This is a genomic window from Polaromonas eurypsychrophila (assembly GCF_014641715.1).
GTDB lineage: Bacteria > Pseudomonadota > Gammaproteobacteria > Burkholderiales > Burkholderiaceae_C > Polaromonas > Polaromonas eurypsychrophila.
The window spans coordinates 132,589-158,367 of sequence record NZ_BMIG01000001.1 but is presented as its reverse complement, the minus strand read 5'-3'; the positions used below and the strand labels follow the sequence as shown (position 1 = coordinate 158,367).

31 protein-coding genes are annotated in these 25,779 nt (G+C 62.5%); 7 read left to right on the top strand and 24 right to left on the bottom strand.

Annotated features, from left to right (window positions below):
* Positions 1-44: 44 nt before the first annotated feature.
* The 7 genes from IEX16_RS00765 to IEX16_RS00740 all read right to left on the bottom strand — a co-directional run bounded on the left by IEX16_RS00765 (position 45) and on the right by IEX16_RS00740 (position 5,536).
* Positions 45-257, bottom strand: coding sequence for a DUF2970 domain-containing protein (locus IEX16_RS00765; RefSeq protein ID WP_188705615.1), 213 nt, complete (start codon positions 255-257; stop codon positions 45-47).
* Positions 254-844 (bottom strand): cytochrome c oxidase assembly protein, encoded by a 591-nt coding sequence (locus tag IEX16_RS00760; protein WP_188705613.1) that lies wholly within the window; start codon positions 842-844, stop codon positions 254-256. The genes IEX16_RS00765 and IEX16_RS00760 overlap by 4 nt, the downstream gene beginning before the upstream one ends.
* Before the next feature lie 3 nt (positions 845-847).
* Complete coding sequence (locus tag IEX16_RS19835) at positions 848-961, bottom strand: cytochrome oxidase small assembly protein (RefSeq protein WP_229676095.1); 114 nt, start codon at positions 959-961, stop codon at positions 848-850.
* 29 nt (positions 962-990) lie between these two features.
* Positions 991-2,625 carry a cytochrome c oxidase subunit I gene (gene ctaD / locus IEX16_RS00755; protein WP_188705610.1) on the bottom strand — a complete coding sequence of 545 codons (1,635 nt, stop codon included), beginning with the start codon at positions 2,623-2,625 and terminating at the stop codon, positions 991-993.
* 81 nt (positions 2,626-2,706) lie between these two features.
* The gene (gene coxB / locus IEX16_RS00750) at positions 2,707-3,846 is read right to left on the bottom strand and encodes a cytochrome c oxidase subunit II (protein ID WP_229676127.1); all 1,140 of its coding nucleotides are present in this window, start codon (positions 3,844-3,846) and stop codon (positions 2,707-2,709) included.
* 149 nt (positions 3,847-3,995) lie between these two features.
* Positions 3,996-4,502: a DUF2244 domain-containing protein gene (locus IEX16_RS00745; protein ID WP_373288252.1), complete on the bottom strand. Its 507-nt coding sequence runs from the start codon at positions 4,500-4,502 to the stop codon at positions 3,996-3,998.
* Between the two features lie 137 nt (positions 4,503-4,639).
* Complete coding sequence (locus IEX16_RS00740) at positions 4,640-5,536, bottom strand: methyltransferase domain-containing protein (RefSeq protein ID WP_188705606.1); 897 nt, start codon at positions 5,534-5,536, stop codon at positions 4,640-4,642.
* A gap of 51 nt (positions 5,537-5,587) precedes the next feature.
* Here IEX16_RS00740 and IEX16_RS00735 point away from each other — a divergent pair, with 51 nt between their 5' ends.
* Positions 5,588-6,337 (top strand): ComF family protein, encoded by a 750-nt coding sequence (locus IEX16_RS00735; protein ID WP_188705604.1) that lies wholly within the window; start codon positions 5,588-5,590, stop codon positions 6,335-6,337.
* Between the two features lie 182 nt (positions 6,338-6,519).
* A complete protein-coding gene (gene trmL / locus IEX16_RS00730) occupies positions 6,520-7,002 on the top strand; it encodes a tRNA (uridine(34)/cytosine(34)/5-carboxymethylaminomethyluridine(34)-2'-O)-methyltransferase TrmL (RefSeq protein ID WP_188705602.1) in 483 nt (160 codons plus the stop codon).
* Here trmL and IEX16_RS00725 read toward each other — a convergent pair.
* Entirely contained in the window at positions 6,999-7,898 is a 900-nt protein-coding gene (locus tag IEX16_RS00725; RefSeq protein WP_308421313.1) for a LysR family transcriptional regulator, read from the bottom strand. The genes trmL and IEX16_RS00725 overlap by 4 nt on opposite strands.
* A 227-nt stretch (positions 7,899-8,125) precedes the next feature.
* Here IEX16_RS00725 and IEX16_RS00720 point away from each other — a divergent pair, with 227 nt between their 5' ends.
* The 3 genes from IEX16_RS00720 to IEX16_RS00710 all read left to right on the top strand — a co-directional run bounded on the left by IEX16_RS00720 (position 8,126) and on the right by IEX16_RS00710 (position 9,433).
* Entirely contained in the window at positions 8,126-8,434 is a 309-nt protein-coding gene (locus IEX16_RS00720; RefSeq protein WP_188705598.1) for a DUF4148 domain-containing protein, read from the top strand.
* 63 nt (positions 8,435-8,497) lie between these two features.
* Positions 8,498-8,803 carry a DUF4148 domain-containing protein gene (locus IEX16_RS00715; protein ID WP_188705596.1) on the top strand — a complete coding sequence of 102 codons (306 nt, stop codon included), beginning with the start codon at positions 8,498-8,500 and terminating at the stop codon, positions 8,801-8,803.
* A 222-nt stretch (positions 8,804-9,025) separates the two neighbouring features.
* A complete protein-coding gene (locus IEX16_RS00710; protein ID WP_188705594.1) occupies positions 9,026-9,433 on the top strand; it encodes a hypothetical protein in 408 nt (135 codons plus the stop codon).
* Here IEX16_RS00710 and IEX16_RS00705 read toward each other — a convergent pair.
* The gene (locus IEX16_RS00705; protein ID WP_188705592.1) at positions 9,424-9,879 is read right to left on the bottom strand and encodes a MaoC family dehydratase; all 456 of its coding nucleotides are present in this window, start codon (positions 9,877-9,879) and stop codon (positions 9,424-9,426) included. The two genes, IEX16_RS00710 and IEX16_RS00705, sit on opposite strands and share 10 nt — an antisense overlap.
* Positions 9,880-9,942: 63 nt before the next feature.
* The gene (locus IEX16_RS00700) at positions 9,943-10,560 is read right to left on the bottom strand and encodes a nucleotide-binding protein (protein ID WP_188705590.1); all 618 of its coding nucleotides are present in this window, start codon (positions 10,558-10,560) and stop codon (positions 9,943-9,945) included.
* 12 nt (positions 10,561-10,572) lie between these two features.
* Between IEX16_RS00700 and IEX16_RS00695 the strand changes: the two genes are divergently transcribed.
* Complete coding sequence (locus tag IEX16_RS00695; RefSeq protein ID WP_188705589.1) at positions 10,573-11,688, top strand: hypothetical protein; 1,116 nt, start codon at positions 10,573-10,575, stop codon at positions 11,686-11,688.
* Positions 11,689-11,783: 95 nt separating this feature from the next.
* Here the strand turns inward: IEX16_RS00695 and IEX16_RS00690 are convergent, their stop codons facing one another.
* The 9 genes from IEX16_RS00690 to IEX16_RS00650 form a co-directional block, all read right to left on the bottom strand.
* Entirely contained in the window at positions 11,784-12,539 is a 756-nt protein-coding gene (locus tag IEX16_RS00690) for a sulfite exporter TauE/SafE family protein (RefSeq protein ID WP_188705587.1), read from the bottom strand.
* A gap of 204 nt (positions 12,540-12,743) precedes the next feature.
* Entirely contained in the window at positions 12,744-13,460 is a 717-nt protein-coding gene (locus IEX16_RS00685; protein WP_188705584.1) for an ABC transporter ATP-binding protein, read from the bottom strand.
* Positions 13,453-15,177, bottom strand: coding sequence for a branched-chain amino acid ABC transporter ATP-binding protein/permease (locus IEX16_RS00680; RefSeq protein WP_188705583.1), 1,725 nt, complete (start codon positions 15,175-15,177; stop codon positions 13,453-13,455). Before IEX16_RS00680 ends, IEX16_RS00685 begins: the two co-directional genes overlap by 8 nt.
* A gap of 2 nt (positions 15,178-15,179) precedes the next feature.
* On the bottom strand, positions 15,180-16,037 hold the full coding sequence (locus IEX16_RS00675; protein WP_188705581.1) for a branched-chain amino acid ABC transporter permease: 858 nt from the start codon (positions 16,035-16,037) through the stop codon (positions 15,180-15,182).
* Positions 16,038-16,052: 15 nt separating this feature from the next.
* Entirely contained in the window at positions 16,053-17,252 is a 1,200-nt protein-coding gene (locus IEX16_RS00670; protein WP_188705579.1) for an amino acid ABC transporter substrate-binding protein, read from the bottom strand.
* Between the two features lie 47 nt (positions 17,253-17,299).
* A complete protein-coding gene (locus IEX16_RS00665) occupies positions 17,300-18,304 on the bottom strand; it encodes a Bug family tripartite tricarboxylate transporter substrate binding protein (protein WP_188705577.1) in 1,005 nt (334 codons plus the stop codon).
* Positions 18,301-19,467: a CaiB/BaiF CoA transferase family protein gene (locus IEX16_RS00660; RefSeq protein WP_188705575.1), complete on the bottom strand. Its 1,167-nt coding sequence runs from the start codon at positions 19,465-19,467 to the stop codon at positions 18,301-18,303. Before IEX16_RS00660 ends, IEX16_RS00665 begins: the two co-directional genes overlap by 4 nt.
* Positions 19,464-20,267, bottom strand: coding sequence for a citryl-CoA lyase (locus IEX16_RS00655; RefSeq protein ID WP_188705573.1), 804 nt, complete (start codon positions 20,265-20,267; stop codon positions 19,464-19,466). The genes IEX16_RS00660 and IEX16_RS00655 overlap by 4 nt, the downstream gene beginning before the upstream one ends.
* Positions 20,268-20,303: 36 nt before the next feature.
* Entirely contained in the window at positions 20,304-21,197 is an 894-nt protein-coding gene (locus tag IEX16_RS00650) for a dioxygenase family protein (RefSeq protein ID WP_188705571.1), read from the bottom strand.
* A 145-nt stretch (positions 21,198-21,342) separates the two neighbouring features.
* On the opposite strand from IEX16_RS00650, the gene IEX16_RS00645 reads away from it, so the two are divergent.
* Positions 21,343-22,224, top strand: a complete 882-nt coding sequence (locus tag IEX16_RS00645; RefSeq protein WP_188705569.1) for a LysR substrate-binding domain-containing protein — start codon at positions 21,343-21,345, stop codon at positions 22,222-22,224.
* 13 nt (positions 22,225-22,237) lie between these two features.
* Here the strand turns inward: IEX16_RS00645 and IEX16_RS00640 are convergent, their stop codons facing one another.
* The 5 genes from IEX16_RS00640 to IEX16_RS00620 all read right to left on the bottom strand — a co-directional run bounded on the left by IEX16_RS00640 (position 22,238) and on the right by IEX16_RS00620 (position 25,743).
* The gene (locus IEX16_RS00640) at positions 22,238-22,822 is read right to left on the bottom strand and encodes a malonic semialdehyde reductase (protein ID WP_188705567.1); all 585 of its coding nucleotides are present in this window, start codon (positions 22,820-22,822) and stop codon (positions 22,238-22,240) included.
* 38 nt (positions 22,823-22,860) lie between these two features.
* Positions 22,861-23,838 carry a Bug family tripartite tricarboxylate transporter substrate binding protein gene (locus IEX16_RS00635; RefSeq protein WP_188705564.1) on the bottom strand — a complete coding sequence of 326 codons (978 nt, stop codon included), beginning with the start codon at positions 23,836-23,838 and terminating at the stop codon, positions 22,861-22,863.
* 77 nt (positions 23,839-23,915) lie between these two features.
* Positions 23,916-24,533 (bottom strand): nuclear transport factor 2 family protein, encoded by a 618-nt coding sequence (locus tag IEX16_RS00630; RefSeq protein WP_188705562.1) that lies wholly within the window; start codon positions 24,531-24,533, stop codon positions 23,916-23,918.
* Positions 24,530-24,880, bottom strand: coding sequence for a Dabb family protein (locus IEX16_RS00625; protein WP_188705560.1), 351 nt, complete (start codon positions 24,878-24,880; stop codon positions 24,530-24,532). Before IEX16_RS00625 ends, IEX16_RS00630 begins: the two co-directional genes overlap by 4 nt.
* A 17-nt stretch (positions 24,881-24,897) precedes the next feature.
* Positions 24,898-25,743 carry an intradiol ring-cleavage dioxygenase gene (locus IEX16_RS00620; protein ID WP_188705557.1) on the bottom strand — a complete coding sequence of 282 codons (846 nt, stop codon included), beginning with the start codon at positions 25,741-25,743 and terminating at the stop codon, positions 24,898-24,900.
* Positions 25,744-25,779 lie beyond the last annotated feature (36 nt).

Genomic DNA, 25,779 nt, shown 5'->3' with positions numbered 1-25,779 from the left:
TTCTTGAATTCATTATTCGATCAACGACGTGGCGCGCCCTGCGGCTACTTGCCGACCACCCAGGTAGCCAGAAGAATCAGGCTACCAACAAACACCAGCACGCCCACCAGACCCACGATGACGATATGCACCGGGTTGAGCTGCTCCACGTCTTTCTCATAGTCACCGCGCGCGCGCAGGCCAACAAACGACCAACTGACCGCCTGGATGGTGCGCCAGATCGATCCCTTGCGTTGCGCGGGGGGGCGGGTGCTCACGCGCCCGGCTCCCGCACGGAAGCCGCCGCGACTGGCGCCGGCGGCGTTTTGCCACCGACCTCGAAAAATGTATAGGACAGCGTGATCGTCGTCACGTCTTTGGACAGCTTGGGATCAATCACAAAAGCCACCGGCCACTGTTTTTTCTCGCCCGGCGCCAGCGTGTACTGGCTGAAGCAGAAACACTCGAGCTTGTTGAAATGCGAGCCGGCCTGCATGGGCGCGTAACTCGGAATGGCCTGAGCCGACATGGTACGGTTCTGGACATTCTGGAACTCGTACATGACCGTGGCCAGTTCGCCCGGATGCACCTGAATCGACGTCACCGCCGGCTTGAACATCCAGGGGCCGCGCGCATTGGCGTCAAACTCGACCGTGATGCTGCGGCTGGTGTCGATCTGGGTGTTGGGCGACGTTTTGGGCGTGGCGCCGGGAATCTGCCGGTCGCCGAGCGCCAGCACATTGATGCCCGTCATTTCGCAAATCGCCCTGTAGATTGGCACCAGCGCATAACCGAAGCAGAACATGCCGAGCACGATCACGCCCAGCTTGCCCACCATCCGGAAATTTTCGCGCTTCAGGCCCATGCTTCAACCCCGGCCGAAAAACACAAGCTTGGCCATGAAGCCGAGAAAAAACACGACCGCAATCGAGGCCAGGGTCAGGCCCAGCCGCAGGTTGCTTTTTTTCTGTTCAGATGTCATGACGCGTTGTGCTTCTGTTCGGCAGACGATTAACCGATCACCTTGGTCGCGGTAGCGTCCAGGCGGGGCGGCGTTTCGAAGGTGTGGAAAGGTGCGGGCGACGGAACTTCCCACTCCAGGCCTTCGGCGCCGGCGCCGTCAGGATCATTCCATGGACGCTGCGGTGCTTTCTCGCCCTTGCCGCGCATCGTCGGCAGAACGATAAACAAGAAGAAGTAGACCTGCGCAAAACCGAAGAAGAAGGCACCGACGCTGGCGATCGCGTTGAAGTCGGCGAACTGCATCGGGTAGTCGGCGTAACGGCGCGGCATGCCGGCCAGGCCCAGGAAGTGCATCGGGAAGAAGGTGACGTTGAAGGAAATCAGCGACCACCAGAAATGGATCTTGCCGCGTTTTTCGTTGTACATCACGCCAGTCCACTTCGGCGCCCAGTAGTAATAACCGGCGAACAGCGCGTACAGCGAGCCGGCCACCAGCACGTAATGGAAGTGGGCCACCACGTAGTAGGTGTCCTGCAGCTGAATGTCAATAGGGGCCACGGCCAGGATCAGGCCGGTGAAGCCGCCCATGGTGAATACGAAGATGAAACCGACCGCAAACAACATCGGCGTCTCGAAGGTCATCGAGCCCTTCCACATGGTCGCGATCCAGTTAAAGATCTTCACGCCGGTAGGCACCGCAATCAGCATGGTCGAATACATGAAGAACAGCTGGCCGGTCACCGGCATGCCGGTGGTGAACATGTGGTGGGCCCATACGACAAAACTCAGGATCGCGATGGAGCCAGTGGCATACACCATGGAGGCGTAGCCGAACAGGCGCTTGCGGGCAAAGGCCGGAATGATCTGGCTGACGATGCCGAAGGCCGGCAAGATCATGATGTAAACCTCGGGGTGACCGAAGAACCAGAAGATGTGCTGGTACATCACCGGGTCGCCGCCGCCAGCGGGGTTGAAAAAGCTTGTGCCGAAATGGCGGTCCGTCAACGTCATGGTGATGGCGCCTGCCAGCACCGGCATCACGGCGATTAGCAGGTAAGCGGTGATCAGCCAGGTCCAGCAGAACATCGGCATTTTCATCAAGGTCATGCCGGGCGCGCGCATGTTCAGGATGGTCACGATGATGTTGATCGAACCCATGATGGACGAGGCGCCCAGGATGTGCAGGGCAAAAATGCCGGCGTCCATCGAGGGACCCATCTGCAGGGTCAGCGGCGCGTACAGCGTCCAGCCGGCAGCCGGCGCGCCGCCAGGCATGAAGAAGGAACCGACGATCATCAGGCCGGCCGGAATCAGCAGCCAGAAGCTGAAGTTGTTCATGCGCGCAAAAGCCATGTCGGCTGCACCGATCTGCAACGGGATCATCCAGTTCGCAAAACCGACGAAGGCCGGCATGATGGCGCCGAACACCATGATCAGGCCGTGCATGGTGGTGAGCTGATTGAACAGCTCGGGGTTCACCAGTTGCAGGCCGGGCTGGAACAACTCGGCACGGATGCCCAGCGCAAGTACACCGCCCACCATGAACATGGCAAAGCTGAACAGCAGGTACAGCGTGCCGATGTCTTTGTGGTTGGTCGCAAAGACCCAGCGCCGCCAGCCCGTGGGGGCATGGTGGTCGTGGTCGTCATGCGCGTGATCATGATGGTCGAGAACTGCACTCATCTTGGCTTCCTTTGGTGGCTTGTGCCTGTAGCTTTGTCTTTGCGGCTGGCCCGGAGGCCTGCCTGAATCGGGAGAAGTGGCTTACTTGCGTGCGGCCTGGAATTCAGCGGGCTGCACGATATCGCCGGTCTGGTTGGACCAGTTGTTCTTGGTGTAGGTGGCGACGGCCGCAAGATCGGTGTCGCTGAGCGTTTTCCACGCAGGCATCGCGCCTCCAGCTGCGCCGTTGAGCAGGATCTGGATTTGCGGGCCATGGTTCTTGTCGAGCACGATGGCCGAGCCGTCCAGCGGCTTGATCGGGCCGGCACCTTTGCCGGTGGCCTGGTGGCAGGCAGCGCAATTGGCAGCGTAGACTTTTTCGCCGCGAGCCTTCAGTTCGGGCAGGGCCCAGACCTTGGAAGGATCGTCGGCCTTGGCGGCAGCTTCCTTGACCTTCACACTCACCCACTTGGCATAGTCCTCGCCGGATACCACCTTCACATGGATGGGCATGTACGCGTGTTCCTTGCCGCACAGCTCGGCGCACTGGCCGTAGTAGTCACCAATTTTTTCGGCACGGAACCAGGTGTCGCGCACAAAGCCCGGAATCGCATCCTGCTTGATGCCGAAAGCCGGCACCATGAAGGCGTGGATCACGTCGTTGGCGGTGGTGATGATGCGAATCTTGCGGTCCACCGGCACCACCAGCGGGTTGTCCACTTTCAGCAGGTAGTTGTCGAGCTCTTCGCCTTTTTTCGGGCCGCCATTGTTGGATATTTCGCGGTGGGTGCTGTCCAGGGTGGACACAAAACCAATGCCTTCGCCCTCGCCCTTGATGTAGTCATAGCCCCACTTCCACTGCATGCCGGTGGCCTTGATGGTCAGGTCCGCGCTGGTCGTGTCCTTGGAAGCTACCAGCACCTTGGTAGCCGGCAGGGCCATCAGGATCACGATGACAAACGGAACAATGGTCCAGATGATCTCGACCGTGGTGGACTCGTGGAAGTTGGCCGACTTGTGGCCGACCGACTTGCGGTGCTTCCAGATCGAATAAAACATCACACCGAACACTGCCAGGAAAATCACTAGGCAGATGATCATCATGAACCAGTGCAGCCACTGCTGCTCTTCGGCAATTTTGGTCACCGCGGGATGCAGATTGAGCTGGTTGACGGCCGGGCCACCGGGCAGGTCGTTGACCGCATAAGCCGCCGTGCTGAGCCAAGCGGCCATCAGGGCCATCGCAGCGGCCAGCTTGCGATTGGCCTGCTGAGCCAGGGACTTGAAAACTTCACCTGCGTGCTTCATTCCTGGCCCTATCGTTGTACGTACGTTCATCGTGATCACTTTTATTGCCTCAATTACCGACAGATTAGCTGCTGATTATAAAGTTAGCCATTACACCCACGCAGTGCGCGCCGGATTTCCCGAGCCAGCGCCGGCCTCAATTCAGGGCGCACATGCCGCCCCACCCTGACCGAGCGGCCCTGCCCCGAAACCTCGATCAGGGAGCCGTCGCCGCTTTTAGGCTCCACACGCACCCATTGCCGGTTGAACTCCGCCCGCTCCAGGTGCCCGGCATTCTCCAGCTCCACCAGCAGTTGCTCGCCCTGCAGCACAATGCGCTCGCCGTCCGTGGCATGGCGGGCGTACACCGAAAAGGCCGCGCCCACCACCAGCAGCTCCAGCCATACAAAAGGCATCACCAGGGTAGCGCCCTGCCACCAGAAAAACCCGGCAATCCCGAGCGAAACCACGCACAGCGACGCATACAACCACGCCAGTTGTGCCGGTGACACTGAACAATTGCGCTTGAGCAGCCATTGAACCGCCTGCGGCCCCTGACCACCTGTGCCGGATGCTGCAGTGAAACGAAATGTCGGGGAGACGTTCGACACGAGGCAAGACTCGAAAAATTGCCGCCGAACAAACACTTTCGGCCGCGTGGTGCGTGGGAACATACCCAAAATTCGTGACTGGATTGTAGCCGGGTTTACCCCGTGCAATGCCGCCAGCGGCCGCAACGCCCGCCTGCTCAGGAGCCGTTGCGCGGGCTCTGCAACATCGCGCGCATGTCAGCGACCGAAACCGCGCTCATGGGGCTGACCTTGACTCTGGGCTGCGCTTTCAGCGCGTGTCCGTAAATAATTTCGAAGGTCAACGCCAGCCGGCCGTCGGCCTGGCGCGGCAATTGCGCCTCCAGCGCCTCGAGCAGGCGGGCTTTCCAGGCGCGTCCGCGCAGGGCGGGAAACCGCTGTGGATGGAAATTGCGACCGAGTTCTCGCAGTTCCTGCAGCAGGCGCTCGGGCGTTTCGTAAGTCAGGGTGATGCGCTCCATGTCCATCACCGGTTCGGCAAAGCCGGTTTGCACCAGCATGTCGCCCCAGTCGTGCATATCGGTCAGCTCATGACCCGCCGGGGGCCAGCCGAGCGCAGCATAAAGCACACGCAGTTCGCGCACGGTGTCCGGGCCCAGGCATGAAAACATCAGGAAGCCGCCCACTTCAAGCAATTGGTGCCACTGCCCCAGCAGCGCCTGCGGGTCGGCCGCTTCGTGCAGCGCCATGTTGGCCCAGAGCATGTTCACCGCGGCCGGCGGCGTCTCGACACGCACGACAGGCCCCAGCCAACGCTTCGGATGCCACCATGGTTTAGCTATGCTTTTAATAGCTGCTTGCACCTGCCGCGTATGGGCTTCAAGCACAAAACATGCTGAATCCGGATACCTGCCAGCAAGCTGGCGATGCCCCTGCAAGCCACCGCGAAGCGCACCCCAGTGGATCCAGGCTTTGGGTTGCAGCCTGATCCACTGCAGCCGATCCAGCATGCGCTCGGCCACTTCTTCATGCAGCCAGGGCGAAACAAGCGGTGCCACCCGCTGCCAGCGCTCTGCGGCTATTGGATCGACGGTAGGGGGACGTTGGGTGGGCATCAATGAAGCGGGAGACGAAACGGGAGAGGAAGCGCCGAGTATATTGACACGATGTTGCTGCGCCCGCCCCATCCGGCCACCTTGTTGCATGCACTGGCCAGCCAATGTGCCGTCTGCCACAGCTGGCCGGCGCGGCGCGTGTGCGCACCTTGCGTGGCGCGCTTTGGGCAAGCGCTGGCGCGATGCGGCACCTGCGCACTGGTCCTGCCTGCAGATTTGTCAGACGGCCGCGGCTCACCTTCGTTGCAGTGCGCGGCCTGTCTGCGCCAGCCGCCGCCGCTGGACGCCTGTTTTGCAGCGATGCCTTACGCCTACCCGTGGTCGGATCTGGTGGCCCGCCACAAATTCGGCGGCGACCCCGCCTGGGCCGCCGTGTTTGCCAGCCTGCTGCTACAGGTGCCTGGCGCGCGCGCGGCCCTTGAGAGCCTGCAGTCGGGCGACTGGCTGGTCCCGCTGCCGCTGTCAGGCCAGCGGCTGCAGTCACGCGGATTCAACCAGGCCTGGGAACTGGCCAAGGCGCTGGCACAACAGAGCGGCACGTCAGCACGCGCCGACGCCAGGCTGTTGCTGCGCATCAGAAACACGCTACCCCAAACCCAGCTCAAGCGCGAAGCCCGACTGCGCAACGTCAGGGGCGCGTTTGTTGCCGACCCATTGCGCGTGCAAGCCATCCAGGGCCACCGTGTGCTGCTGGTCGATGACGTGATGACCAGCGGCGCCTCACTGTTCGCCGCAGCACAGGCCTTGCGCGAGGCCGGTGCCGCCGCAGTCAGTGCGGTGGTTTTTGCCCGGACTGAATAGGGCCCCCACGTTCGCGCACTGCGTGTCGCTCTTTGCCCCCCGAGGAGGCGCTGCGCCGCGGGCCGGCAGAGCCGGACCCGCGGCCCCGCTTGAAAAGACAGTTGCCCGGCAGGCGTTCACGGCGTCTCTCTCTGCATCAAAGCGTTCTCATCCCGGCCTTCGCCACAGGCGACAATCGGGTCATGTTTAATATCGTTCTGGTCGAGCCAGAAATCCCCCCCAACACCGGCAATGTGATCCGCCTGACCGCCAACACCGGCTGCCGGCTGCATCTGATCGAACCACTGGGCTTTTCGATGGACGACAAACTGATGCGGCGAGCCGGGCTGGATTACCACGAGTACGCCGATCTGACCCGCCACGCCGACTGGGCCGCTTTTTTGGCGGCCGAACAACCCGATCCGCTGCGGTTGTTTGCACTGACCACCCACGGCACGCGGCTGGTTCATGAGGCGGTGTTTGCACCCGGTGACTGGCTGGTATTCGGCTCGGAAACACGTGGTCTGGCCCCGGAACTGCGCGAAGCTTTTGCGCCCGCGCAGCGCCTGAGACTGCCCATGCTGGAAGGACAACGCAGCCTCAATTTATCGAATGCCGTGGCGGTGACGGTGTTCGAGGCGTGGCGGCAAAACGCCTTTGGCTCCCCCACCAACCCGCGCCCTTAACGCACCGTCTGGGTCTGCGGCGCAAATTCCGCGAGAAAGTCCAGAAAAGCGCGTGTTCGCGCCGGCATGAACTTGCGCGTAGGCAAGGCCGCGTAAATCGTGAAACGGCCGAAAATCCACTCCGGTAGCACCTGCACCAGGGTGCCGCGCGCCAGATGCGGCGCAACCAGCATGCGCGATAAAAAGGTAATGCCCGCACCGTCCAGCGCGGCGCGCAGCAGCACATCAAAACTGGTGGTTTGCAGTGCCGGCTTGACATCCACCTCCACCGCGTCGCCACCAGCCAGCGGGTGCAACCGGGCCTGCCGGCCGTAGTGGCCAGAGTTTTGCGGCCACTGGAACTTCAAATAGGTGTGCTCGCGCAGCGCTTGCGGCGTGGCCGGCGTGCCGGCGCGCTGGAGGTAGTCGGGTGACGCGCAAACAATCCAGTCGGTGGTCGCCAGCGGGCGGGCCACGATATCGGCATCAAAACCCTCGTCCACCACAAGGAAAGTGACATCAAACTCTTCGATGCGCGGCTGTGGAAAAGGGTCGATGGCCAGATCCAGCAGCACCTTGGGATGGCGCGTATGCCAGGTCGCGATGCGCGGCGACAGAAAATACGAGGCCAGCACCGGCGTCGCCAGTACATGCAGGGTGCCCTGCAGCTCGCGCGTGTGCGCCGCCGCCGCCGACTCAGCGTCCTCGACCTCGTAAAGAATAGTGCGCACCCGCATCAGGTAGGCCTCGCCCGCGTCGGTAAGCGACAGCTTGCGTGTAGTGCGCTGCAGCAGCCGCACCCCCAGATGATCCTCCAGTGCCGCCACCATGCGCGTCACGCCCGCTGGCGACATGTCCAGTGCGCGGGCTGCCGCCGCGAAGCCCCCCTCGTCGATGACGCGCTGAAAAACTTTCATTGACTGCAATCTATCCATGAAACAAATTGTATTCCTACGTCTTTATTATTTCAATAACTGAAATGGTTAATTGATGACTTAGTAGTTTTAAATTGATCTCAAGCGTTTTAAAGTTCACTCCATCGATGAGCCGAAACCAATTAACGACTCACCGAGGATGGACAGACGAGGAACAAGCTCCCCGCCATGCCCTGAATGTCTCATTAACTTTTTCAAGGATTTTCATCATGAACACGAAATTTTTCACTTCCGCCCTGATCGCCGTTGCCAGCCTGGCTTCTGTCAATGCTTTCGCCGCTGGTGCTGACAACGCGCCAGAACAGAAAAGCACCTTTGTCAGCAGCCTGACGCGTGCCGAAGTTCGTGCAGAAGCCGCCAAGGTCCAAAAAGGCCCGGTGACTGCCAGCAACCAGGTCGACGGCGGCATGTCTGTTTCTGCATCGGTGGTCAGCGAGCGCAGCCGCAACGCAGTGCGTGTGCAGTCTTCGCAAGGCAATACCGGCTCGATGTTCAACCCAGCTCCCGGCCGCGCTTAAGCATCCCTGGCCTGCGCAGCAGGCAACCGCAATATCTCAATAACTTTTTCTAGGATTTTCACCATGAACACGAAATTTTTCACTTCCGCCCTGATCGCCGTTGCCAGCCTGGCTTCCGTCAATGCTTTCGCCGCTGGTGCTGACAACGCGCCAGAACAGAAAAGCAACTTTGTCAGTAGCCTGACGCGTGCCGAAGTTCGTGCAGAAGCCGCCAAGGTCCAAAAAGGCCCGGTGACTGCCAGCAACCAGGTGGACGGCGGCACCATGCTTGTTGCCACCCCTGCAGCCGGCGAGCGCACCCGCACTGATGTGCGGGCAGAGGCGGTCCAGACCCATCAGCGTTTCGACTCGGCGCCTGGCCGCGCCTGATCGGACGGGGCCGCGCTGCTACAAAGTAGCGCGGCGCGCGACACAACCCGCCCGGGTCTGACCCCGGCGGGTTTTTTTATGGGTAGCAACAACAAAACCATGGCAATTTGACGGCTCCGATGGGCTGCAACCATTCCGGCGCTCTAAAACTTCAGAACACACTTGCTTTAGGCATCTCAAATCACTCAAAACAAGGGTAAACCCTATAAACGTAAGCTCCCCATGCCCGACAGACGCGACCCGCCAACTGCAGCGCATTTTCAATGCCCTCAGCAATTCACAAGATTGCGGGCAAATCTACCGATCATCATGGTTATCAACTTTTTTGCCCGGCGGCAGACTGCCGCACCGGACCGCCTGCCGCTCGAGCAAATCCGCGAGCGACTGTATGCGGCACTGCTGGACTGCAAGGACATGGGTGCCCAGCGCGTCATCTACAGGATCAATGTCGCCGCCACGCCGTCTGAACTCTGGCTGTTGCGCAGTGATTTATACCAATGTATCGCGCGGGTACATAACCAGGCTGAAGCGGCCCGGCGAACCAACAATTTGCTTGACGCGTTTGACGGCTGGGTGCCCTCAAATCAGTTAACGCCGATACCGGAGTCCGTCAGCGAGAGTCAGACATAGCGCCTGACCAGCGATTCGGCGATGCAAACCGGCTTGGCCGCGCCCTCGCGCTCGACGGTCACCTCCCAGGCCATCTGCACACCGTTGTCGGCGATGCTTTCGCAGCTCAGCAACTTCATGCGTGCGCGCAGACGGCTGCCCACCGGCACCGGCGCGGTGAAGCGCACCTTGTTGAGTCCGTAGTTCACGCCCATGCGGCTTTGCACGATCTCGAATGCAGACTCGAAAAATTTCGGCAGCAGTGACAAGGTCAGAAAGCCGTGCGCGATCGGCGCGCCGAAAGGCCCGGCTTTTGCTTTTTCAGGGTCCACATGGATCCACTGGTGGTCGCCGGTGGCGTCGGCAAACAGGTTGACCTGGGCTTGGGTGACCGTGAGCCAGTCGCTGACAGCGACTTCCTGGCCAACACAAGCCGCCAGTTCGGAAAGAGTCTGGAAGGTTTTCATGCGCCGACTGTAACGCCCGCCTGAGGGCGGGCTTGTCCAGCCAGCGACATCAGCGCTGTGCGCCTACTGGTCCAGCCAGCGGCAGATGCGGGCCCATTGCTCCAGGTCTTTTTCCACCCGGCTGGGCGCCACATCGAACAGCGTCAGGCCGCGCGCCGCCAGGTGGATGTAGTTCTGCGTGTCACGCACATAACCGAGCACCGGCAGACCCAGACCGTCGACAAAGCTGCGCAGCTTGTCGGCAGCGATGGTGCGCGAATCAACTCGCATGCCGACAATGCCGACTTGCATCTTGCCGGCATTGCGGTGTTCAGCCAACTGGTCCAGAAAGGTTCGGGTGGCAAAAATGTCAAACACGCTGGGCTGCAAAGGCACGATGATTTTGTCGGCCAGCTTGATCACATCATTGAAGCGCCAGCCGTGAAGCCCGCCCGGGGTGTCCAGCACCACATGGGTCGTGCCCTTGGGCGGCTTGACAATCATGTCGGCACTGACATCCCAAGTGGTGATCGGCCGCGCGGCCGGGGGACGCAAGCCGAGCCAGAGCCGTGACGACTGCTGGCGGTCGGCATCGCCAAGCATGACCGCATGGCCCTGGCTGGCGAAATAACCGGCAACATTGGTGGCCAGCGTCGTTTTACCGACGCCGCCTTTCGGATTGGCAATCACAACCACAGGCATGAATAACTCCCGATGTTTGATCACTATGGTAACGGCAGCCGCGCCGTCAGCCAACCAGAGGCCCGGATGGTCCAGAGCGCCCGCGCCAGGCCGGCATCCTCTCCAAACCCAAAAATATCAATCAAATCCAGTTCGAGCCCTTATCTGGCGGGTTTCAGCAGCTTCATTTTTGATAGCGCTGAAACAGCCCCGATCAGGCGCGGCGGCTCACTGACGCCCGTCCCGGATCTCCTGGCGCTGCTTGTCCTGTTCGCGGCGCTCCACGCAAGTCGGGTGATTTTGGAAGCGCTGCCTGGCGCACTGCTCGTTCATGCAACTCTGGAAGCCCAGCAGGACACGGTTTTCACAGGCCTGTTTGGGATGGGTGGGCCCGCCCTGTGCCGCAGCCGACTGCTCAAGCGGCAAGACCGGGGAGGTTTCCACGGTCACGGGACTGACCACCGCAGGGCGGGCCAAACGGCCTTTTCAACAGGGGGCTTGACCGCTGCCCGCTTTGGGGCAGGCGTGACTGCTGCCGCTGAAGACGCGCCGCCGGAAGGTGCACCTGCCGCCAGCGCTGACACGGTCGGCAGCGGCGCCGGGCTGTCGTCCGCTGCGACGCTTGCGGCAGGAGCGGTCTGCTCAGCGTCGCTACCCGTCGCGGGCGGGTCCGATAAAAACTTGAAAGCCAGGCTGGCAAGCACCAGGACAGCGACACCGGCGGCAGCGTACACCGGCATTTTGGAAGCGGCGGAGGGTGTCGCGGTTGGCGCAGGGGAAGGTGAAGGAGGTCGCGGAGCCGAAGTCGGTACCGGCGTTAATGATGGCGTTGGCGGCAAAGCCGCTGCCCGTGTTGCAACAAACGCCTGCGCAACAGGCACGGGCACGGGCACGGGCGTCGGGGTCTGTTGCGTTGTCGGTATCGTTGATGCGTCAGCAGGCAGCGCATCGGACGCAGCCAGGCGCGTCGCTTCCGCATCGGCCGGAACACCGGCACCTGGCGCGGCAGGGCGCAAAGCTGTGTTGCGTCTGCAGACAAGTCCATTCGGTTTCACCGGTCAGGACCATGGTGCTGGTTCCCGACGCCTAAGCAACACTGCCGCCAATGAAGAAAACAGCAGCGCGACCCGTTTCGGGCATCAACATTAAAGCATTTGTTTTCATGCGCGATTCACCCAAAAGCAGGCAGGTCCGCTGTGAGGTTTTTACCGGGTTTGCCGCAAAGTTGTCAGGCGCAAGGCTGACTAGCGAAAACCATCCCAGAGCAGTTTGACGCCGGTGAGGAACATGCCGAAGTAAAGAATCCGGTAGAACAACACCGGATCAATGCGGCGGGCCAGACGCACACCGACCCACACCCCGAGCGGCGCCAGCGGCAACAGCACCACCGAGGTCGCCATGTTGCGCATGTCCAGCAGGCCCAGCCAGGCATACGGGATCCACTTGGACAGGTTGATGACAAAAAAGAAAAACGCCATGGTGGCAGTAAAGGTCACCGGCGCCAGCCTCAGGGGGATCACATAGGCGCTGAGGGGCGGCCCGCCGGCGTGGGAGATAAAACTGGTGAAGCCCGACGTCACCCCAAGCAGTGCGCCGAGCCAGCGCGGCGGCGGCGGGCTGTCGGGTTTGGGTGGGAACGCGAGCCGCTGCGCCAGGAACAACAGCGTGACGGCGCCGACGATGCCGGCCACGATGTTGGCTTGCATGATGCTGAAAAGCAGCGTGCCGACCAATGTACCCAGCAGGCCGAAGGGCAGCAGGAACTTCACCAGCCGCATGTCGAAATCCTTGCGGAAGGCGGCCATGCCCAGGATGTCGATCAGCAGCAGGATGGGCATCAAAATGGCCGCCGCCTGCGGCACCGTCACGGCCAGCGCCATCATCGGCACAGCCAGCGAGCCAAAGCCGGCGCCAAAGCCGCTTTTGCTGATGCCCATCAGGAGGACGGCGGGGATCGCGAGAGCGTAGAAAAAAGGGTCGGTGATGAGGGGAAAGGTCACGGGCAGCTCAGAAAAAAGAACAGCCCGCCGGAAAGGCGGGCTTGCAACAGCAGCCGCAGGACAGAAGCCGCCGATTATCGGGCCTGCGCGGCGTTGCCACACCGCCAGGCTGATGTTCAAGCCTCATATCGGCCATGCGCCCTTGTCAAATAAGCTCAAACAGCTATCGTTTTGTTAACAAACAGACACTGGGAACACAGGGCGTCACTCGTGGGTTTCCAGCCCGAGATAGGCCTTCTGAATTTCCGGACGCGTCAGCAACTCGCTGGCGCGCCCTTCGGCGACGATGCGGCCCTCTTCCATCACATAGGCACGGCTGGCGATTTCCATGGCCATGGCCACGTTCTGTTCGACCAGCAGCACCGAGGTGCCCTGTGCATTGATCTGCCGGATCGCGCGGAACATGTCCAGCACGATGGCCGGCGCCAGCCCCAGCGACGGTTCGTCGAGCAGTAGCAGCTTGGGCTGCGCCATCAGCGCACGGCCTATGGCCACCATCTGCTGCTGGCCGCCCGACAGCGCGCCGGCCGGGCTGCCCAACTTGACTTTGAGCGCCGGAAACAGCGACAGCACCTGTTCGAGCGAGGCCTTGCGGTGGACTTTGGCCTTGCGGATGAAGCTGCCGAGTTCGAGGTTGTCCAGCACCGTCATCTGGGTGAACAGCCGCCGGCCTTCCGGAACGATGGCGATGCCTTCGTCGCAGAAGCGGTGGCTGGCCAGTTGCGTGATGTCCTTGCCGTTGAAATACAGGCTGCCTTCGCGCACGCGGTGCATGCCGGCAATCGCATTGATCAGCGTGGTCTTGCCGGCACCGTTGGGGCCGACCACACACACCAGTTCACCGGGCTGGACGGTGAGCGTCACGCCCCACAGCGCCGGCGCTGCGCCGTAGTTGACCAGGATGTTGTTGACTTCAAGCATGGGGTGTCCCCAGGTAGGCGCTGACCACGTCGGCGTTTTTCATGACTTCCTGCGCCGGGCCGACGGCAATCAGCTTGCCGTGATTCAGCACCGCCACACGATCGGCCAGCGCCATCACCGCGCGCATCACATGTTCAACAAACACGATGGTCGCGCCGCGGTCGCGGATCTTGCGGATCAGCGTGATCGCCTCGTTGATCTCGCCCGGCGTCAGGCCCGACAGCACCTCGTCGAGTAGCACCAGGCGCGGGCGTGAGGCCAGCGCGCGCGTAAGTTCAAGAAACTTGCGCTGGTGCAGGTTCAAATCGTCGGGCAAGGCATCGGCCTTGTCCTGCAGGCCGGTGAAGGCCAGCCACTTCCAGGCTTCCGCCGTGGCCTGCTCATGATTGAGCGCAGCGCCGCCGAACATCGCCACCAGCGACACGTTCTGGAGCACCGACAGGTGCGCGAAGGGCCGCGGGATCTGGTAGGTTCGCGCAATGCCGGCCTGCGCAATGCTGTGTGCCTCCAGGCCGGCCAGTTGTCGACCTTCAAAAAACATTTGTCCGCCGGTGGCCGGGAAATGCCCGCTGACCACATTGATGAAGGTGGATTTGCCCGAACCGTTGGGGCCCAGCAGGCCGAGGATTTCACCTTCAAAAACCTGCAGCGTCACGCCATCGAGCGCCTGCACGCCGCGAAACGCCTTCGACAGTTCACGCACGTCCAGCAGCACCTTGCCAGTGGACACCGGCGCTGCGGCCTCGGGGGCGACGGCGCTCGGCGCCGGCGGCACCGAACGTCTGCCTGCCGTGCGTTTGAGAAAATAACCGAGGATGCCGTTGGGCATGAACAGGATCACCAGCACCAGAATCACGCCCACCGCCGCCTTGCCGGCAATCGGGTTGTTGCCCGCCGTGAAGAAATACATCAGGCAGGTGATCGCCACCGCGCCCACCGCCGGGCCGGCCCAGTGCCGCGTGCCGCCCAGCACACTCATGAGCACCACGGTCAGCGGCACCACGATGGTGAAGGTTTCACCGGCCGTGACGTAGGAGACAAACAGCGCGTGGATGCCGCCGGCCAGGCCGGCCAGCGCGCAGGAGATGCCGAAAGCCAGCAGCTTGTAGCGAAAGGTCGGCACGCCCATGACCTCGGCCACGTCCTCGTCGTCGTGGATGGCGAACAGCCCCAGGCCCAGCCGCGATACATGGATGCGGTAAGAAATCAGCAGGGTGGCGACCGCACCGATCAGCGCCATCAGGTAGATCGAGGAGGACGCCGTCGGGCCGATAGCCGGAATCGCAACCGCGTTGAGGTAGATGCCGGGCCCGCCGTCGATGCGCGTGTTCAGCACGATGGTGCCGACGACAAAGGTGATGGCCAGCGTCAGCAGCGCAAACAGTTCGCCGCGCACCGACTTGACGCGGAACACCACCGCGCCGAGGGCCATGCCCAGCAGGGCCGCCATCAGGGCGGCCGCCGGCAAGGTCCAGAGAAAGGGCCAGTTGAGATTGGCCGACAGCCCGGCCGAGGTGTACATGCCGATGCCGAAAAATGCGCCATGGCCGAAGGAAAAATAACCGGAGTAGCCCGACAGGATGTTCCAGGACAGGGCCAGGATCATCCAGTGGCACAGCAGGTACAAGAAGGATTCGTAAAAGGCCGGCAGGCCCAGCCAGGGCACGCTGGCCAGTAGCGCCCCCGAACCGAGGATGCCGATAACGGTTTTGTTCATGACTACAGCTTTCCGGGACGAAACAGCAGCATCACGATCAGCAACGAGAAGCTCACGATGGGTGCCCACGAGGGTGCGGCCACGGCCATGGTAATGGCCTCGCTCACGCCGATGATGATGCCGGCCACCAGCGGTCCCAGCGCGCTGCCCAGGCCGCCCAGCATGACCGCGGCGAAAACCACGCCGACCCAGGCAAAAATCTGCGAAGGTGTCAGAGTGAAGGTCAGCGCCAGGCAAATACCGGCGACAGCCGCCAGCGCCGCGCAAATGCCCGCCAGCATCAGCGACATGCCTTTCTGGTTGATGCCGAAGGCCGAAGCAATCGGCCCATCCTCGGCCATGGCGCGCAAGGCCTTGCCGAGGTCGGTGTAGCGCATGGCCGCCCAGATCAGCAGCGACAGACTCACCGCAATCACCAGGGTCACCAGTTCCGGCACCGGAATGTAGAGCGAGCCGACGGTGAATTTCTGGTCGTTGTAATGCGTCTCGAGCCGGCGAAAGTCCGCGGTCCAGATCGCCTGGATCACGCTTTCGATCACGACGGTGATGCCGAAGGTGACCAGCAGCGAATTGAACGGTGAGATCGCAAAACGCGACAGCACCCACTGCATGCCGACACCGAACATGAAAAACAGCGGCGGCAGGATCAGCAGGGTCAGCAGCGGGTCCACATGCCAGACCGTGGCCATGTGGTAACTCATGTAGGCCGCCAGGAACACCAGGCCGAAGTGAGCCAGGTTGATTTGGCGCAGCATGCCCCAGGTCAGGCCCAGCCCGAGACCGATCAGGCCGTAGAGGCCGCCGATGAATATCCCCGAGAGGATGGACTGGGCGAGCAGGTTGAAACTCGGGAAACTCATGAGCGGCTCGCGCTGTCAGTTGACTTGCAGCTTGGCGCCGCCAGGGGCGAACTGCGCCGGATGGACCACCACCCACTTGCCGTTTTGCACCTGCTTGATCTTCATCAGGTCGTCGCCGTAGTTGCCGGGGCCGTCGAAACGCAGACGGCCGTGGATGGTGTCCACACGGTTCTTGCGCAGAAAGGCGGCAATCGCCTTGTCGTCAAAACTGTTGGCGCCACGCACGCCGGCTTCCAGGATCTGCCAGGCCGAGTAGGACGCTGCGGCCTGCACTTCGACCGAGGTGTCAGGCAGGTTGGCCTTGGTGGCACGTTCGTTGAAGAGTTTGACAAATTCGGCCGCTACCGGATTGGCGGTGAAGGGCGCATGCTCCTCGAAGATGGTTAGCGACAGTGCGTTTTTTCCGTCGGGCGATTTGGTCATGGGGCCAGGCGCGGGATAGGTGTGGAAGTGCAGCGGCGGCACGTAGTCAATTTTTTTCATCGCGTCGAGCAGCATGTTGCCCTCCAGGCCGATGTCACCAATCCAGACCAGGTCCGGCTTGGCGTCCTTGACACGCGCGGCAATCGGTCCGAAATCGCGGTTGCCGAAATCCCATTCGAGAAACAGCACTTCCTGCAGGCCGCGCTTTTTCGCGACCTCGCGCGCGCCCAGCGACATGAAGTGGATGGACGGGAACTTGCTGGTCACGAAGGCCACGGTCTTGGGCGGCTTGGGGGATGCGGCCAGCGCGTCGAACACCGAGTTCGGCACCGTGGTGCCGGGATCAGAGCCCAGCGACCAGGCCGGAAAGGCCATGTCGTACTTGGACAGCGAGGGAATGCCGAAAGTGTGGTGCACCAGCACCTTGTTGTAACGCTGGGCCACACCCATGGCAGAGAGAATCGCCCCGGTCGCGTAGGGACCCATCAGCAGGTCCACCTTGTCCGAAGTCACCAGCTGCTCGTACAACGTACGGGCCAGCTCCGGTTTGGACTGGTCGTCCTTGACGATCCACTCCACCTTGCGGCCCAGCAGGCCGCCCTTGGCATTGAGCTGCTCCACATAAATTTCGCCGACCAGCTTGTGCGTCAGCGCCGTGGTGGCGAGCGGGCCGGTCAGCGCCAGCGTGCTGCCGATGCGCAGGGGCGCGGGCGCTTGCGCCGAAGCCGGCAAACCAGCCAGAAGTGCCGCGCTTGCGGCAGCCGTGCTTAACAGTGCTTTCAGGAATTTCATGATTTGTCTCCAGTTGATTTATAGGTAGGTCGCGGAAAACTTGTCTCTCAGTCGATCTGCGCGCCAGAGCGCTTGACGAGTTCAGACCACTTGCTGATCTCGCTGCGGTTGAAGGCACTCAGTTCCTCGGGCTTGAAGTCGCGCATCTCCAGTCCCTGGGCGGCCAGCCTGGTTTTGAGTTCGGGCGTGGCGAGCACCTGCGCGGCCGCAGCGCGGAGCTTCGCCAGCACCGGCGCGGGCGTGCCGGCAGGCGCATACAGCATGAACCACGGAACCAGGTCGAATTCCCCAAAGCCCTGCTCGGTGATCGACGGCACATCGGGCGCTGCGATGCTGCGCCGCACGCTGGACACGCCCAGGGCGCGCAGCTTGCCGGACTGGATGTGCGGCATCACGGCGGCCGGGTGGTAAAACATGAACTGCACCTGTCCACTCATGACGTCGGACATGGCGAGCCCGCCTTCCTTGTAGGGCACATGCACCATCTCGCCGCCCAGCCTCGCCTTCAGCAGTTCGCCAGCCAGGTGGCCGGAGGTGCCGTTGCCGGCGGAGGCAAAACTCACGCCACCGGGCTTCGCGGCCTGCGCCTGCAAATCCTTCAGCGCCTTGAGAGATGAATTGGCCGCGACGACCAGCAGCGTCGGCGTATAACCCGCATAAGCAATCGGCGTAAAGTCCTTGATGGCGTCGTAGGGCATGCGCTTGTACAGGCCCGGATTGATGGCGTGGGTGCCCACCGTGCCCATGAGGATGGTGTAACCGTCGGGCGTGGACTTGGCCACCAGATCCGAGCCGATATTGCCGCCCGCACCCGCGCGGTTCTCGACAATGAGACTCTGGCCCAGCGGCCTGGACAGCGCCTCGGCAAAGATGCGGCTGATGATGTCGGTGGTTGTGCCCGCGCCGAAAGGCACGACGAGTTTGACCGGCCGCGACGGGTAGTCCTGGGCCAACACGGCCGCCGGCGCCAGGCCAAGGGCGGCAGAAACCAGGGCCGCCAGCACGGTGCGGCGCGCCAGCACCTGGCCTGAACCAAAAGAAAGGTGTTTCATGATGTTGTTTCCTGATGCGGTTTGGCGGGGCGGGGGGCCCAGCCGTTCCGAAGTTCTGCGTTGTGCGCGCCCAGCAGCGGTGGCGCGGTGATCTCGAGTGAGCGCTGGCCATCGAAGGAGACCGGCGAACGCACGGTGCGGTAGGTGCCGGCTACCGGGTGAGGGGCTTCGACAAAAAGCTGCAGGTGCCGGGCCTGCGGGTCCTCTGGCACCTCGGCCGTGGTGTACATGGGTGCGTGCGGCACGTCCTGCGCCTCCAGGCGGCGGCACCACTCGGCACGGTCACGCCCGGCGAAGATGGGGCCCAGCACGGCAATCATGTCTTCCTGTTGCGCGATGCGCGCCTCGCGTGTGGCAAAACGTTCATCCTCAAAAATGTCCGGCCGTTCCATCGCCGCGGCCAGGCCCTGCCAGAACTTCGGTGGCGAAGACATGTGCAGGGCAAGCCATTTGTCGTCCGAACATTTCATCACGTAGGACTGCGACACGCTGGGCCGGCTGAACGGGCCCATGATTTCGTTCTCGGAAAACAGGTGCTGGAAGGCGTCAATGTTGAAGTGGGTCATGGCCTCGAACATCGAGACCTCGACCTTGCGGCCCACGCCGGTGGTATGGCGTTCATGCAACGCCCCGAGAATGCCGTAGGCCGCGTAAAAGCCGGTCAGCGAATCCGCCATGGCTGGGCCCAGCACGCGCGGATCCTTGGGGTTCACCAGCAGGCCGAGAAATCCGCTGACCGCCTGGGCGACGGTGTCGTAGGCCGGCCGTTGCGCCGAAGGGCCGGTGGCACCGAAACCGCTGATGGCGCAATAAACCAGCCGCGGGTTGAGCTTGCGCAGGCGCTCCTCGCCGGCGCCTATCTGTTCGGCCACGCCGGGCCTGAAGTTCTGGATGTAAACATCGGCGTCCCGGATCAGCGCGTCGAACTGCGCCAGGTCCTCGGCGCGCTTGGTGTTCAGCGTGATGCTGCGCTTGTTGCGGTTGTAGGTCTGGAAGTGCGGGCTGTAGAGGCCGCCCTTGAAAGCCCGGAAGGGATCGCCCGTGCCCGGCAGCTCGACCTTGACGACATCGGCGCCCAGGTCGGCCAGCAGCATGGACGCGGCCGGCCCGGTGATGAAGGTGCCGTGCTCGACCACCCGCACACCCGCGAGAACCTGGCTCATACCTGACGCTCCACCGGCATGTCGCCGGTGTATTCCTGCTCGCGCGTGGCCTGGTAGGACAGCGCAAAGCCGATGGGGTCGGTGAGTTCCTCATTGAGGTGGGCGATCAGGCTGGCCGTGCGCGCCAGCATGGGCACACCCTTGAGCGCATTGACCGGGAAGTCCACGCCCAGCAGCACGGCCGGAATCGCACCCGAGACATTGAGCCGGAGCGCCTTGCCCACGACCTCGGGGATCACCGCCTCGATGGCGCGCGCAATCTCCACATAACGCTGACCACCGCCGGCTTTGGCCGACACCTCGAACAGCTTGCCGACACGCGGGTCCAGCGTCTTGTGCTCCGGGTGGCCGTAACCGGCAATCGGTTGCTTGCGGGCACGCAGGTCAGCGACCACCGCGCGTGCAGCTGCGGTGATGTCGCCCTGGTGTTTCGCCGCTTCCTGTTCCACCGCCAGGAACAGGCGGCCGGCGCTCTCCGACGCACCGAGGATCACCGAGCCGGAGCCCAGGATGCCGGCGGCCACCGCGCCCTGCATCGCATCGGGTGCGGCAGCCAGCGTCATGCGCGCGGCCTGCACGCTGGGCACCAGGCCGTGTTCGGCAATGGCCACCAGCGTGGCATTGAGCACGGCGCTGGTTGCGGCATCGGCGCGGCGGCCGGTGACCAGCAGGAAGAAGTAGTCGCCGAAGTTGATCTGTCCGATCAGTTCGTGCGCGAGGTCGGCGCCGCGAACCACAATGGTGTTTTCGTTCGAGGTGCAGATGGCGGAGCGGGGCACGGTGGCCTTGCCGATTTTCAAAGAAGTTCTCCAGTCAAAAAGGATGCGCGAGGGATTTCAGGCGCTGGCCACCAGCCGGAAGTCGTACTTCGCGCTGTGGAAGGGTGTGTCCAGGGTGCGGCCGTCCGGCGCCTTGCCGGCCGGGTGTGCATCGAAATCCACGATCAGGCTGTTGCGCACGCCGAACACGGCGTCGGAATCGATGTAAGGGCTGTCGGACACAAAAATGTGGGTGGTCAGCCGCTCATGGCCGGGCGCGCTCAGCATCATGTGCATGTGGCCGGGCCGGTTCGGATGCCGGCCCATGCGGTGCAACATGCCACCCACCGGGCCGTCGGCCGGCACCGGATAAAAAGAGGGTTTGATGGACCAGAAGCGGTAGTTGCCGTCCGCGTCCGTGTAAAAGCGCGCACGCAGCGCCATGCCGGCATCCTCGCCTTTTTGCATGTCGTAAAAACCTTCGCCGTCGCCCGACCACACGTCCACCGCACAGCGGGCCAGCGGTTTGCCGGCCAGGTCGGTGACGCGGCCGTGGTAATAACAGGGCTCGCCCGAATTACCCGCGCCGATGTCGGCACCGAGTTCGAGTTCGGGCGCGCCTTCCCAGTAAAACGGGCCCTGCACCGTGGCTTCGGTCGGCGAATCGACACCGCTGCGCGCCTTGTGTGCGGCCGCGCCCTTGGCCTGCTCAATCGCGACCACCAGCATGGAAATGCCGAGGGTGTCGGACAGCAGGATGAACTCCTGGCGTTTTTCGTCGCACATCTTGCCGGTGGCGGTCAGAAACTGGATGGCGGTCATCCATTCCTGCGGCGTGAGCTGCACGTCCTGCACAAAGGCATGCGCATGTTTCACCAGCGACGTCATCACCTGCTTGAACCGCGGGTCGGCGCAGTCCGCCATGCGGTCCACCACCGCTTGCGCGAGGTCCTGTGCTTCTAGTTGTGCCATGTCTTGTCTCCTTTTATTCATCGTTGGCCCTGAGGGCCTGGCATGAGAAAGCCCCGCGAGTCTAGGATGTCATGCAATGCCACGGAAGTGATTAATTTGCACCGTTATGATCGATGCGATCAATGATTGAATTCGGGGGTTTTTTATGGAACTTCGCCATGTCCGTTACTTCGACGCCATCGCCGAAACCCTGAACTTCACACGCGCGGCCGAACGCCTGCACGTCACGCAGTCCACGCTCTCGCACCAGATCCGGCAGATGGAGGACGAGCTCGGCGTCGAGCTGTTCGACCGCAGCGCCAAAAAGATCCGCATGACCGAATCCGGCGAAATCCTGCGCACCTACCTGACGCCCGCGCTCGAGCAGATCGACCGCGGCATCCAGGCCCTGCGCGGCGAGGTGGAAGTCCTCACCGGCAGCATCCGGCTGGGCACCACGCCGAGCTTCAACACGCGCATGGTGCCGCACTGCGTGTCGTCTTTTTTGAACCACTACCCGGGCATCCAGGTAACGGTGGAAGAACTGTCGGCCGCCGCCATCGTCAGCCAGTTGAAGTCCGGGCATCTCGACTTGGCCGTGTCCTACCGGCCCGAGGGAACCGACCTGTGGTTCGAGCCGCTGTACAACGAGGAGCTGCGCCTGGTGGTGGCGACATCGCACCCGCTGGCGAAGCGGCGGCGCGTGCGCATGGTGGAACTGCATCATGTGCGCATGGTGCTGCTGCATCCGCAGTTCCAGACACGCCAGTTGCTGGACGACTGCTTCGAGGCTGCCGGCGCGGAGCCGCTGGTGGTCGTGCAGCTCAATTCCGTCGCGTCCATGATCGAGCTGATCCGCCAGACCGAATTGGCCGGCATCATTGGCGAAACTGCTGTTTCGCCCTCCGACGACCTGCGGGTGGTGCCGCTGGAAGACCCGACACCGATACGCACACCCGGCATGCTCTGGCAAAAAGGCGCGACCCGCTCGCCGATGATCAAACACTTCGCCGACATCATCCGCCGGGCCGCAAGCCAGGGCGGCTGAGTGCCGCGCTGGTTCAAAGCAGCGAACATGCCTGTTCAAACGACAGCCGCGGATTGCGGTCGAACAGCTTGCTGTCGTCGCCATAACCGAGGTTGATCAGAAAGTTGGCCTGCAGGCGGCCATCGGCAAAAAACTCGGTATTGACCTTGGCCAGGTCCACCCCGCTCATCGGTCCGCAGTCCAGCCCCAGCGCGCGCGCGGCCATGATGAACCAGGCGCCGCCCAAGGTGCCGTTGCGGGTCGCCGTGCCTTGTGCCAGGCCCGGGTTGCCCTCGAAATTTTCCTTCGCGCCCGGCTTGTGCCAGACCTGCGGCATGTGTTCGTAGAACCTGGTGTCATTGGCGACGATGACCGTGACCGGCGCCTCACGCGTCTTGTCGAGGTTGCCGGGGCTCAAGGCCGGCAGCAGGCGCGCTCGCGATTCCGGGGTGAGCAGAAAAACAAAACGCGCGGGCTGCGTGTTCATCGAGGTCGGGCCCATGCTGGCCAGTTCGTAGACCTGCTGCAACAAGGCGGTCGGCACCGGCCGGCCGTCAAAGCCGTTGGCGGTGCGCGCCTTGAGAAACAACTGGTCAAGGCAGGGAGCGGGAATTTGCATGATGGTTTTTTCTTGATGAAGTGAAGTGGCGTGGAAAATCAATCGGCCGTGATGCCCATGTCGCGAACCAGTTTGGACCAGCGATCAACATCGCGCTTGACCAGGGCCCGCGTCTCGGCCATCGACAAACTAAGCGAGCGGCCACCGGCCTTGCGGAAGATGTCGCTGACTTCGCGCGAGGCAATCACGGTTTCGAGGTCGGCGCGCAGCCGCTCCAGCACCTTGGACGGTGTTTTGGCCGGTGCAAAAAGCCCGAACCAGGACTCAAGTTCCAGCTTGGCCACGCCGGTCTCGGTGATGGTCGGTACATCCGGCAGGGTCGGCTGGCGTGTCAGGCCGGACACCACCAGCGCGCGCGCATTGCCGGCCTCGATCTGCGGTCGTGCCGTGGGCGATAGGTCAAAGAAAAAATCAACCCGACCGCCCAGCAGGTCCTGGTAAGCCGCTTGCGCGCCACGGTAGGGTATGTGTGTAAGCTCCACACCGGCCAGCCGCCACAGCGCTGCGGCAATGACGTGCTGGCCCGAACCGTTCCCGGCCGACGCGTAGGTCAGCCGCCCCGGATTGGCCTTGGCAAAGGCAATAACTTCGCTGAGCGACTTGTAAGGCAGATCCTTGCGTCCCATCAGCGTGTAGGCGTAGGCGACAGCCAGGCCCAGTGGCTCGAAGTCGCGCAGGCTGTTGTAGGGCGGATTGCGATACAGGCCCATGTTGATCGCAAGGTTGGACACCGAGCCGACCAGCAGCGTATGGCCATCGGGCTCGGCCTTGGCGGCCAGATCGGTGCCGATCAGCGTGCCTGAACCGGTGCGGTTTTCAACCACCGCCGGTTGGCCCAGCGACTTGCCCAGCCGCTCGGCCAGCACGCGCCCGACAAAATCGAAACCGCCGCCCGGCGGTTGCGGCACGATGATACGCAGCGCTTTGTTGGGAAAAGCACCTTGCGCAAATCCGGGGGAGGTGCTGCACACGGCGATGGCGGCAAGTGCCGCCCGACGGGTGATTGTCGAATTCATGTTTGTCTACTCTTTGTTGGAATGGATCATCGAACGATGGGGCCTGTGCCCGGATCTGCCGGCCCTGTGCCGACTCTTCAGCGCTCCAGCGCCCCACCGGCCAGCCAGCGGGCGCCACGCTTGTACAGCTCCTCGACCACTGGCCCCTTGAGCATGGGCATGTCAAGCTTGACGGTGTAACCAATACGCGTCTGGATATAGGCCAAGTGCCGGTAACCTTCGGGAAAAGCCTGCAGCGCCTGCGCATCGAGCGCCACGCTGGCGGCCGAATCCACAGGGTCGATGCGGTCTTTCTCGTAAATCGGCTGGCGGTGCAGCAGCTTCCACTGGCCTTCGTGTTTTTGAACGAAGTCGTAGAAGCGGCCGGTGCAGACCACGTCGCACAGCACCGGGCCATTCGCGCCCTCGACCATGCCGCGCTGGGAAATTGTCATCTTGGTCTGCGCAATGGCGCGCTCGTCCGCCACTTCGACGGCGGAGCCGCCCAGGAAGTGCAGGATGCTAACGCCCTTGGCCCAGCCTTCCTGGGTCACGCGGATGAACTCCGCGAACGGGCCCTGGAACCAGGTCGCCATCATGACACCGTCCGGGTGCCAGACGGTGGCAAAACGCTCCCAGTCGCCGGCGTCGCGCCAGACCGCCCAGCGCTCGATCATCTGGCGGATCTGCAGTTCCTTATTCATCTCGTCGTTCATTCGCTGGTTTCCTTGTGTTGATGGGCAGTGGGCACGCGGCGCTCGTGCGGGTCTTCGTAATCCACCTGGTAACGCGCAACGCGCAGGTCGGCCAGTTCATGTTTGACACGCAGATGCTCGGGGTGGACCGCATAGGCATCGAGCGCGGCCTGCGAGTCAAACTCTGAATACAGCACCACGTCACAGGCGTAGTCGATGCGGCTGATGTCCACGCCGATTTCAAGATTCAGCAGGCCGGGCACCTTGCCGCGCAGGCTTTCAAACGTCTGTTTGAGTTTGGCCACCCCGGTGGCTTTTTCAGCCACCGTGTCGCCGCGAACATTCCACATGACGATGTGTTTGATCACGCTTTCACACCCGTTTTTCAGACTTTGGCGGTCTGCTTGACCGGGTTGAGCACAAAGTCGTAGTCGAGGTCGTAAGTGCCGTCGGGGTTTTTCTTCCAGTCTGCGACCAGCGATGAACGCACGCCAAAAACCACGTCTGATTCAAGGTACGGGTCTTCCTCACGAAACACATGCGTGATGAGTTTTTCGTAACCCGGTGCATCAATCATGAAGTGCAAGTGGGCGGGCCGCCACGGATGGTTGCTGGTCGCCTTCAGCATCGCGCCGACCGGGCCGTCGGTCGGTATGGGGTAGGCCTCGGCCAGGATGGTCTTGAAGTGGAAGTTGCCGTTCTCATCGGCATTGAGGATGCCGCGCGCCTGCGGTTTGGCCAGGTGCGCGTACTGCACGTCGTAATTGCCCTCGGCATCGGCCTGCCAGACATTGATGAGCGCGTTCGGTACCGGTGTGCCATCGAGTGCCTTGATGGTGCCATGCACCAGGCAGGGCTCGCCACGGGCACCGCCTGCAACGTCATCGCCCAGATTGAAGCGTGGTGCGCCTTCCAGAAAGAAGGGGCCAAACACTGTCGCTTCGGTGCAGCCAGCCGGTTTGTTGTTGTTCATGGCCACCGTCAGCATGGACAGGCCCAGCGTGTCACTCAGCAGGATGAATTCCTGGCGCTTGTCATCGCACTTCTGGCCGGTCGCGGTCAGGAAATCGATGCCGGCCAGCCATTCGGACTCGGTCAGCTTTACCTCGCGCGCAAACGCGTGCAGATGCTGCACCAGGCTGGTCATGATTTCCTTGAGGCGGGGATCGGGCGTGCCCGCAAAACGCGCAATCACGGCCTGGGTGATGGTGTCCTGGTTGAGATTTCGCACGCTGGTTTTCCTTCCGGTAGTCTCTCTGTGCGACAA

What these genes read in the sequence shown, in the direction of transcription:
- IEX16_RS00760 (WP_188705613.1), bottom strand. Translation starts at nt 844, where the DNA reads ATGGGCCTGAAGCGCGAAAATTTCCGGATGGTGGGCAAGCTGGGCGTG.
- IEX16_RS19835 (WP_229676095.1), bottom strand. Translation starts at nt 961, where the DNA reads ATGACATCTGAACAGAAAAAAAGCAACCTGCGGCTGGGCCTGACCCTG.
- ctaD (WP_188705610.1), bottom strand. Translation starts at nt 2,625, where the DNA reads ATGAGTGCAGTTCTCGACCATCATGATCACGCGCATGACGACCACGAC.
- coxB (WP_229676127.1), bottom strand. Translation starts at nt 3,846, where the DNA reads ATGGCCCTGATGGCCGCTTGGCTCAGCACGGCGGCTTATGCGGTCAAC.
- IEX16_RS00740 (WP_188705606.1), bottom strand. Translation starts at nt 5,536, where the DNA reads ATGCCCACCCAACGTCCCCCTACCGTCGATCCAATAGCCGCAGAGCGC.
- IEX16_RS00735 (WP_188705604.1), top strand. Translation starts at nt 5,588, where the DNA reads ATGTTGCTGCGCCCGCCCCATCCGGCCACCTTGTTGCATGCACTGGCC.
- trmL (WP_188705602.1), top strand. Translation starts at nt 6,520, where the DNA reads ATGTTTAATATCGTTCTGGTCGAGCCAGAAATCCCCCCCAACACCGGC.
- IEX16_RS00725 (WP_308421313.1), bottom strand. Translation starts at nt 7,898, where the DNA reads ATGAAAGTTTTTCAGCGCGTCATCGACGAGGGGGGCTTCGCGGCGGCA.
- IEX16_RS00720 (WP_188705598.1), top strand. Translation starts at nt 8,126, where the DNA reads ATGAACACGAAATTTTTCACTTCCGCCCTGATCGCCGTTGCCAGCCTG.
- IEX16_RS00715 (WP_188705596.1), top strand. Translation starts at nt 8,498, where the DNA reads ATGAACACGAAATTTTTCACTTCCGCCCTGATCGCCGTTGCCAGCCTG.
- IEX16_RS00710 (WP_188705594.1), top strand. Translation starts at nt 9,026, where the DNA reads ATGCCCGACAGACGCGACCCGCCAACTGCAGCGCATTTTCAATGCCCT.
- IEX16_RS00705 (WP_188705592.1), bottom strand. Translation starts at nt 9,879, where the DNA reads ATGAAAACCTTCCAGACTCTTTCCGAACTGGCGGCTTGTGTTGGCCAG.
- IEX16_RS00700 (WP_188705590.1), bottom strand. Translation starts at nt 10,560, where the DNA reads ATGCCTGTGGTTGTGATTGCCAATCCGAAAGGCGGCGTCGGTAAAACG.
- IEX16_RS00695 (WP_188705589.1), top strand. Translation starts at nt 10,573, where the DNA reads ATGTTTGATCACTATGGTAACGGCAGCCGCGCCGTCAGCCAACCAGAG.
- IEX16_RS00685 (WP_188705584.1), bottom strand. Translation starts at nt 13,460, where the DNA reads ATGCTTGAAGTCAACAACATCCTGGTCAACTACGGCGCAGCGCCGGCG.
- IEX16_RS00680 (WP_188705583.1), bottom strand. Translation starts at nt 15,177, where the DNA reads ATGAACAAAACCGTTATCGGCATCCTCGGTTCGGGGGCGCTACTGGCC.
- IEX16_RS00675 (WP_188705581.1), bottom strand. Translation starts at nt 16,037, where the DNA reads ATGAGTTTCCCGAGTTTCAACCTGCTCGCCCAGTCCATCCTCTCGGGG.
- IEX16_RS00670 (WP_188705579.1), bottom strand. Translation starts at nt 17,252, where the DNA reads ATGAAATTCCTGAAAGCACTGTTAAGCACGGCTGCCGCAAGCGCGGCA.
- IEX16_RS00665 (WP_188705577.1), bottom strand. Translation starts at nt 18,304, where the DNA reads ATGAAACACCTTTCTTTTGGTTCAGGCCAGGTGCTGGCGCGCCGCACC.
- IEX16_RS00660 (WP_188705575.1), bottom strand. Translation starts at nt 19,467, where the DNA reads ATGAGCCAGGTTCTCGCGGGTGTGCGGGTGGTCGAGCACGGCACCTTC.
- IEX16_RS00650 (WP_188705571.1), bottom strand. Translation starts at nt 21,197, where the DNA reads ATGGCACAACTAGAAGCACAGGACCTCGCGCAAGCGGTGGTGGACCGC.
- IEX16_RS00645 (WP_188705569.1), top strand. Translation starts at nt 21,343, where the DNA reads ATGGAACTTCGCCATGTCCGTTACTTCGACGCCATCGCCGAAACCCTG.
- IEX16_RS00640 (WP_188705567.1), bottom strand. Translation starts at nt 22,822, where the DNA reads ATGCAAATTCCCGCTCCCTGCCTTGACCAGTTGTTTCTCAAGGCGCGC.
- IEX16_RS00635 (WP_188705564.1), bottom strand. Translation starts at nt 23,838, where the DNA reads ATGAATTCGACAATCACCCGTCGGGCGGCACTTGCCGCCATCGCCGTG.
- IEX16_RS00630 (WP_188705562.1), bottom strand. Translation starts at nt 24,533, where the DNA reads ATGAACGACGAGATGAATAAGGAACTGCAGATCCGCCAGATGATCGAG.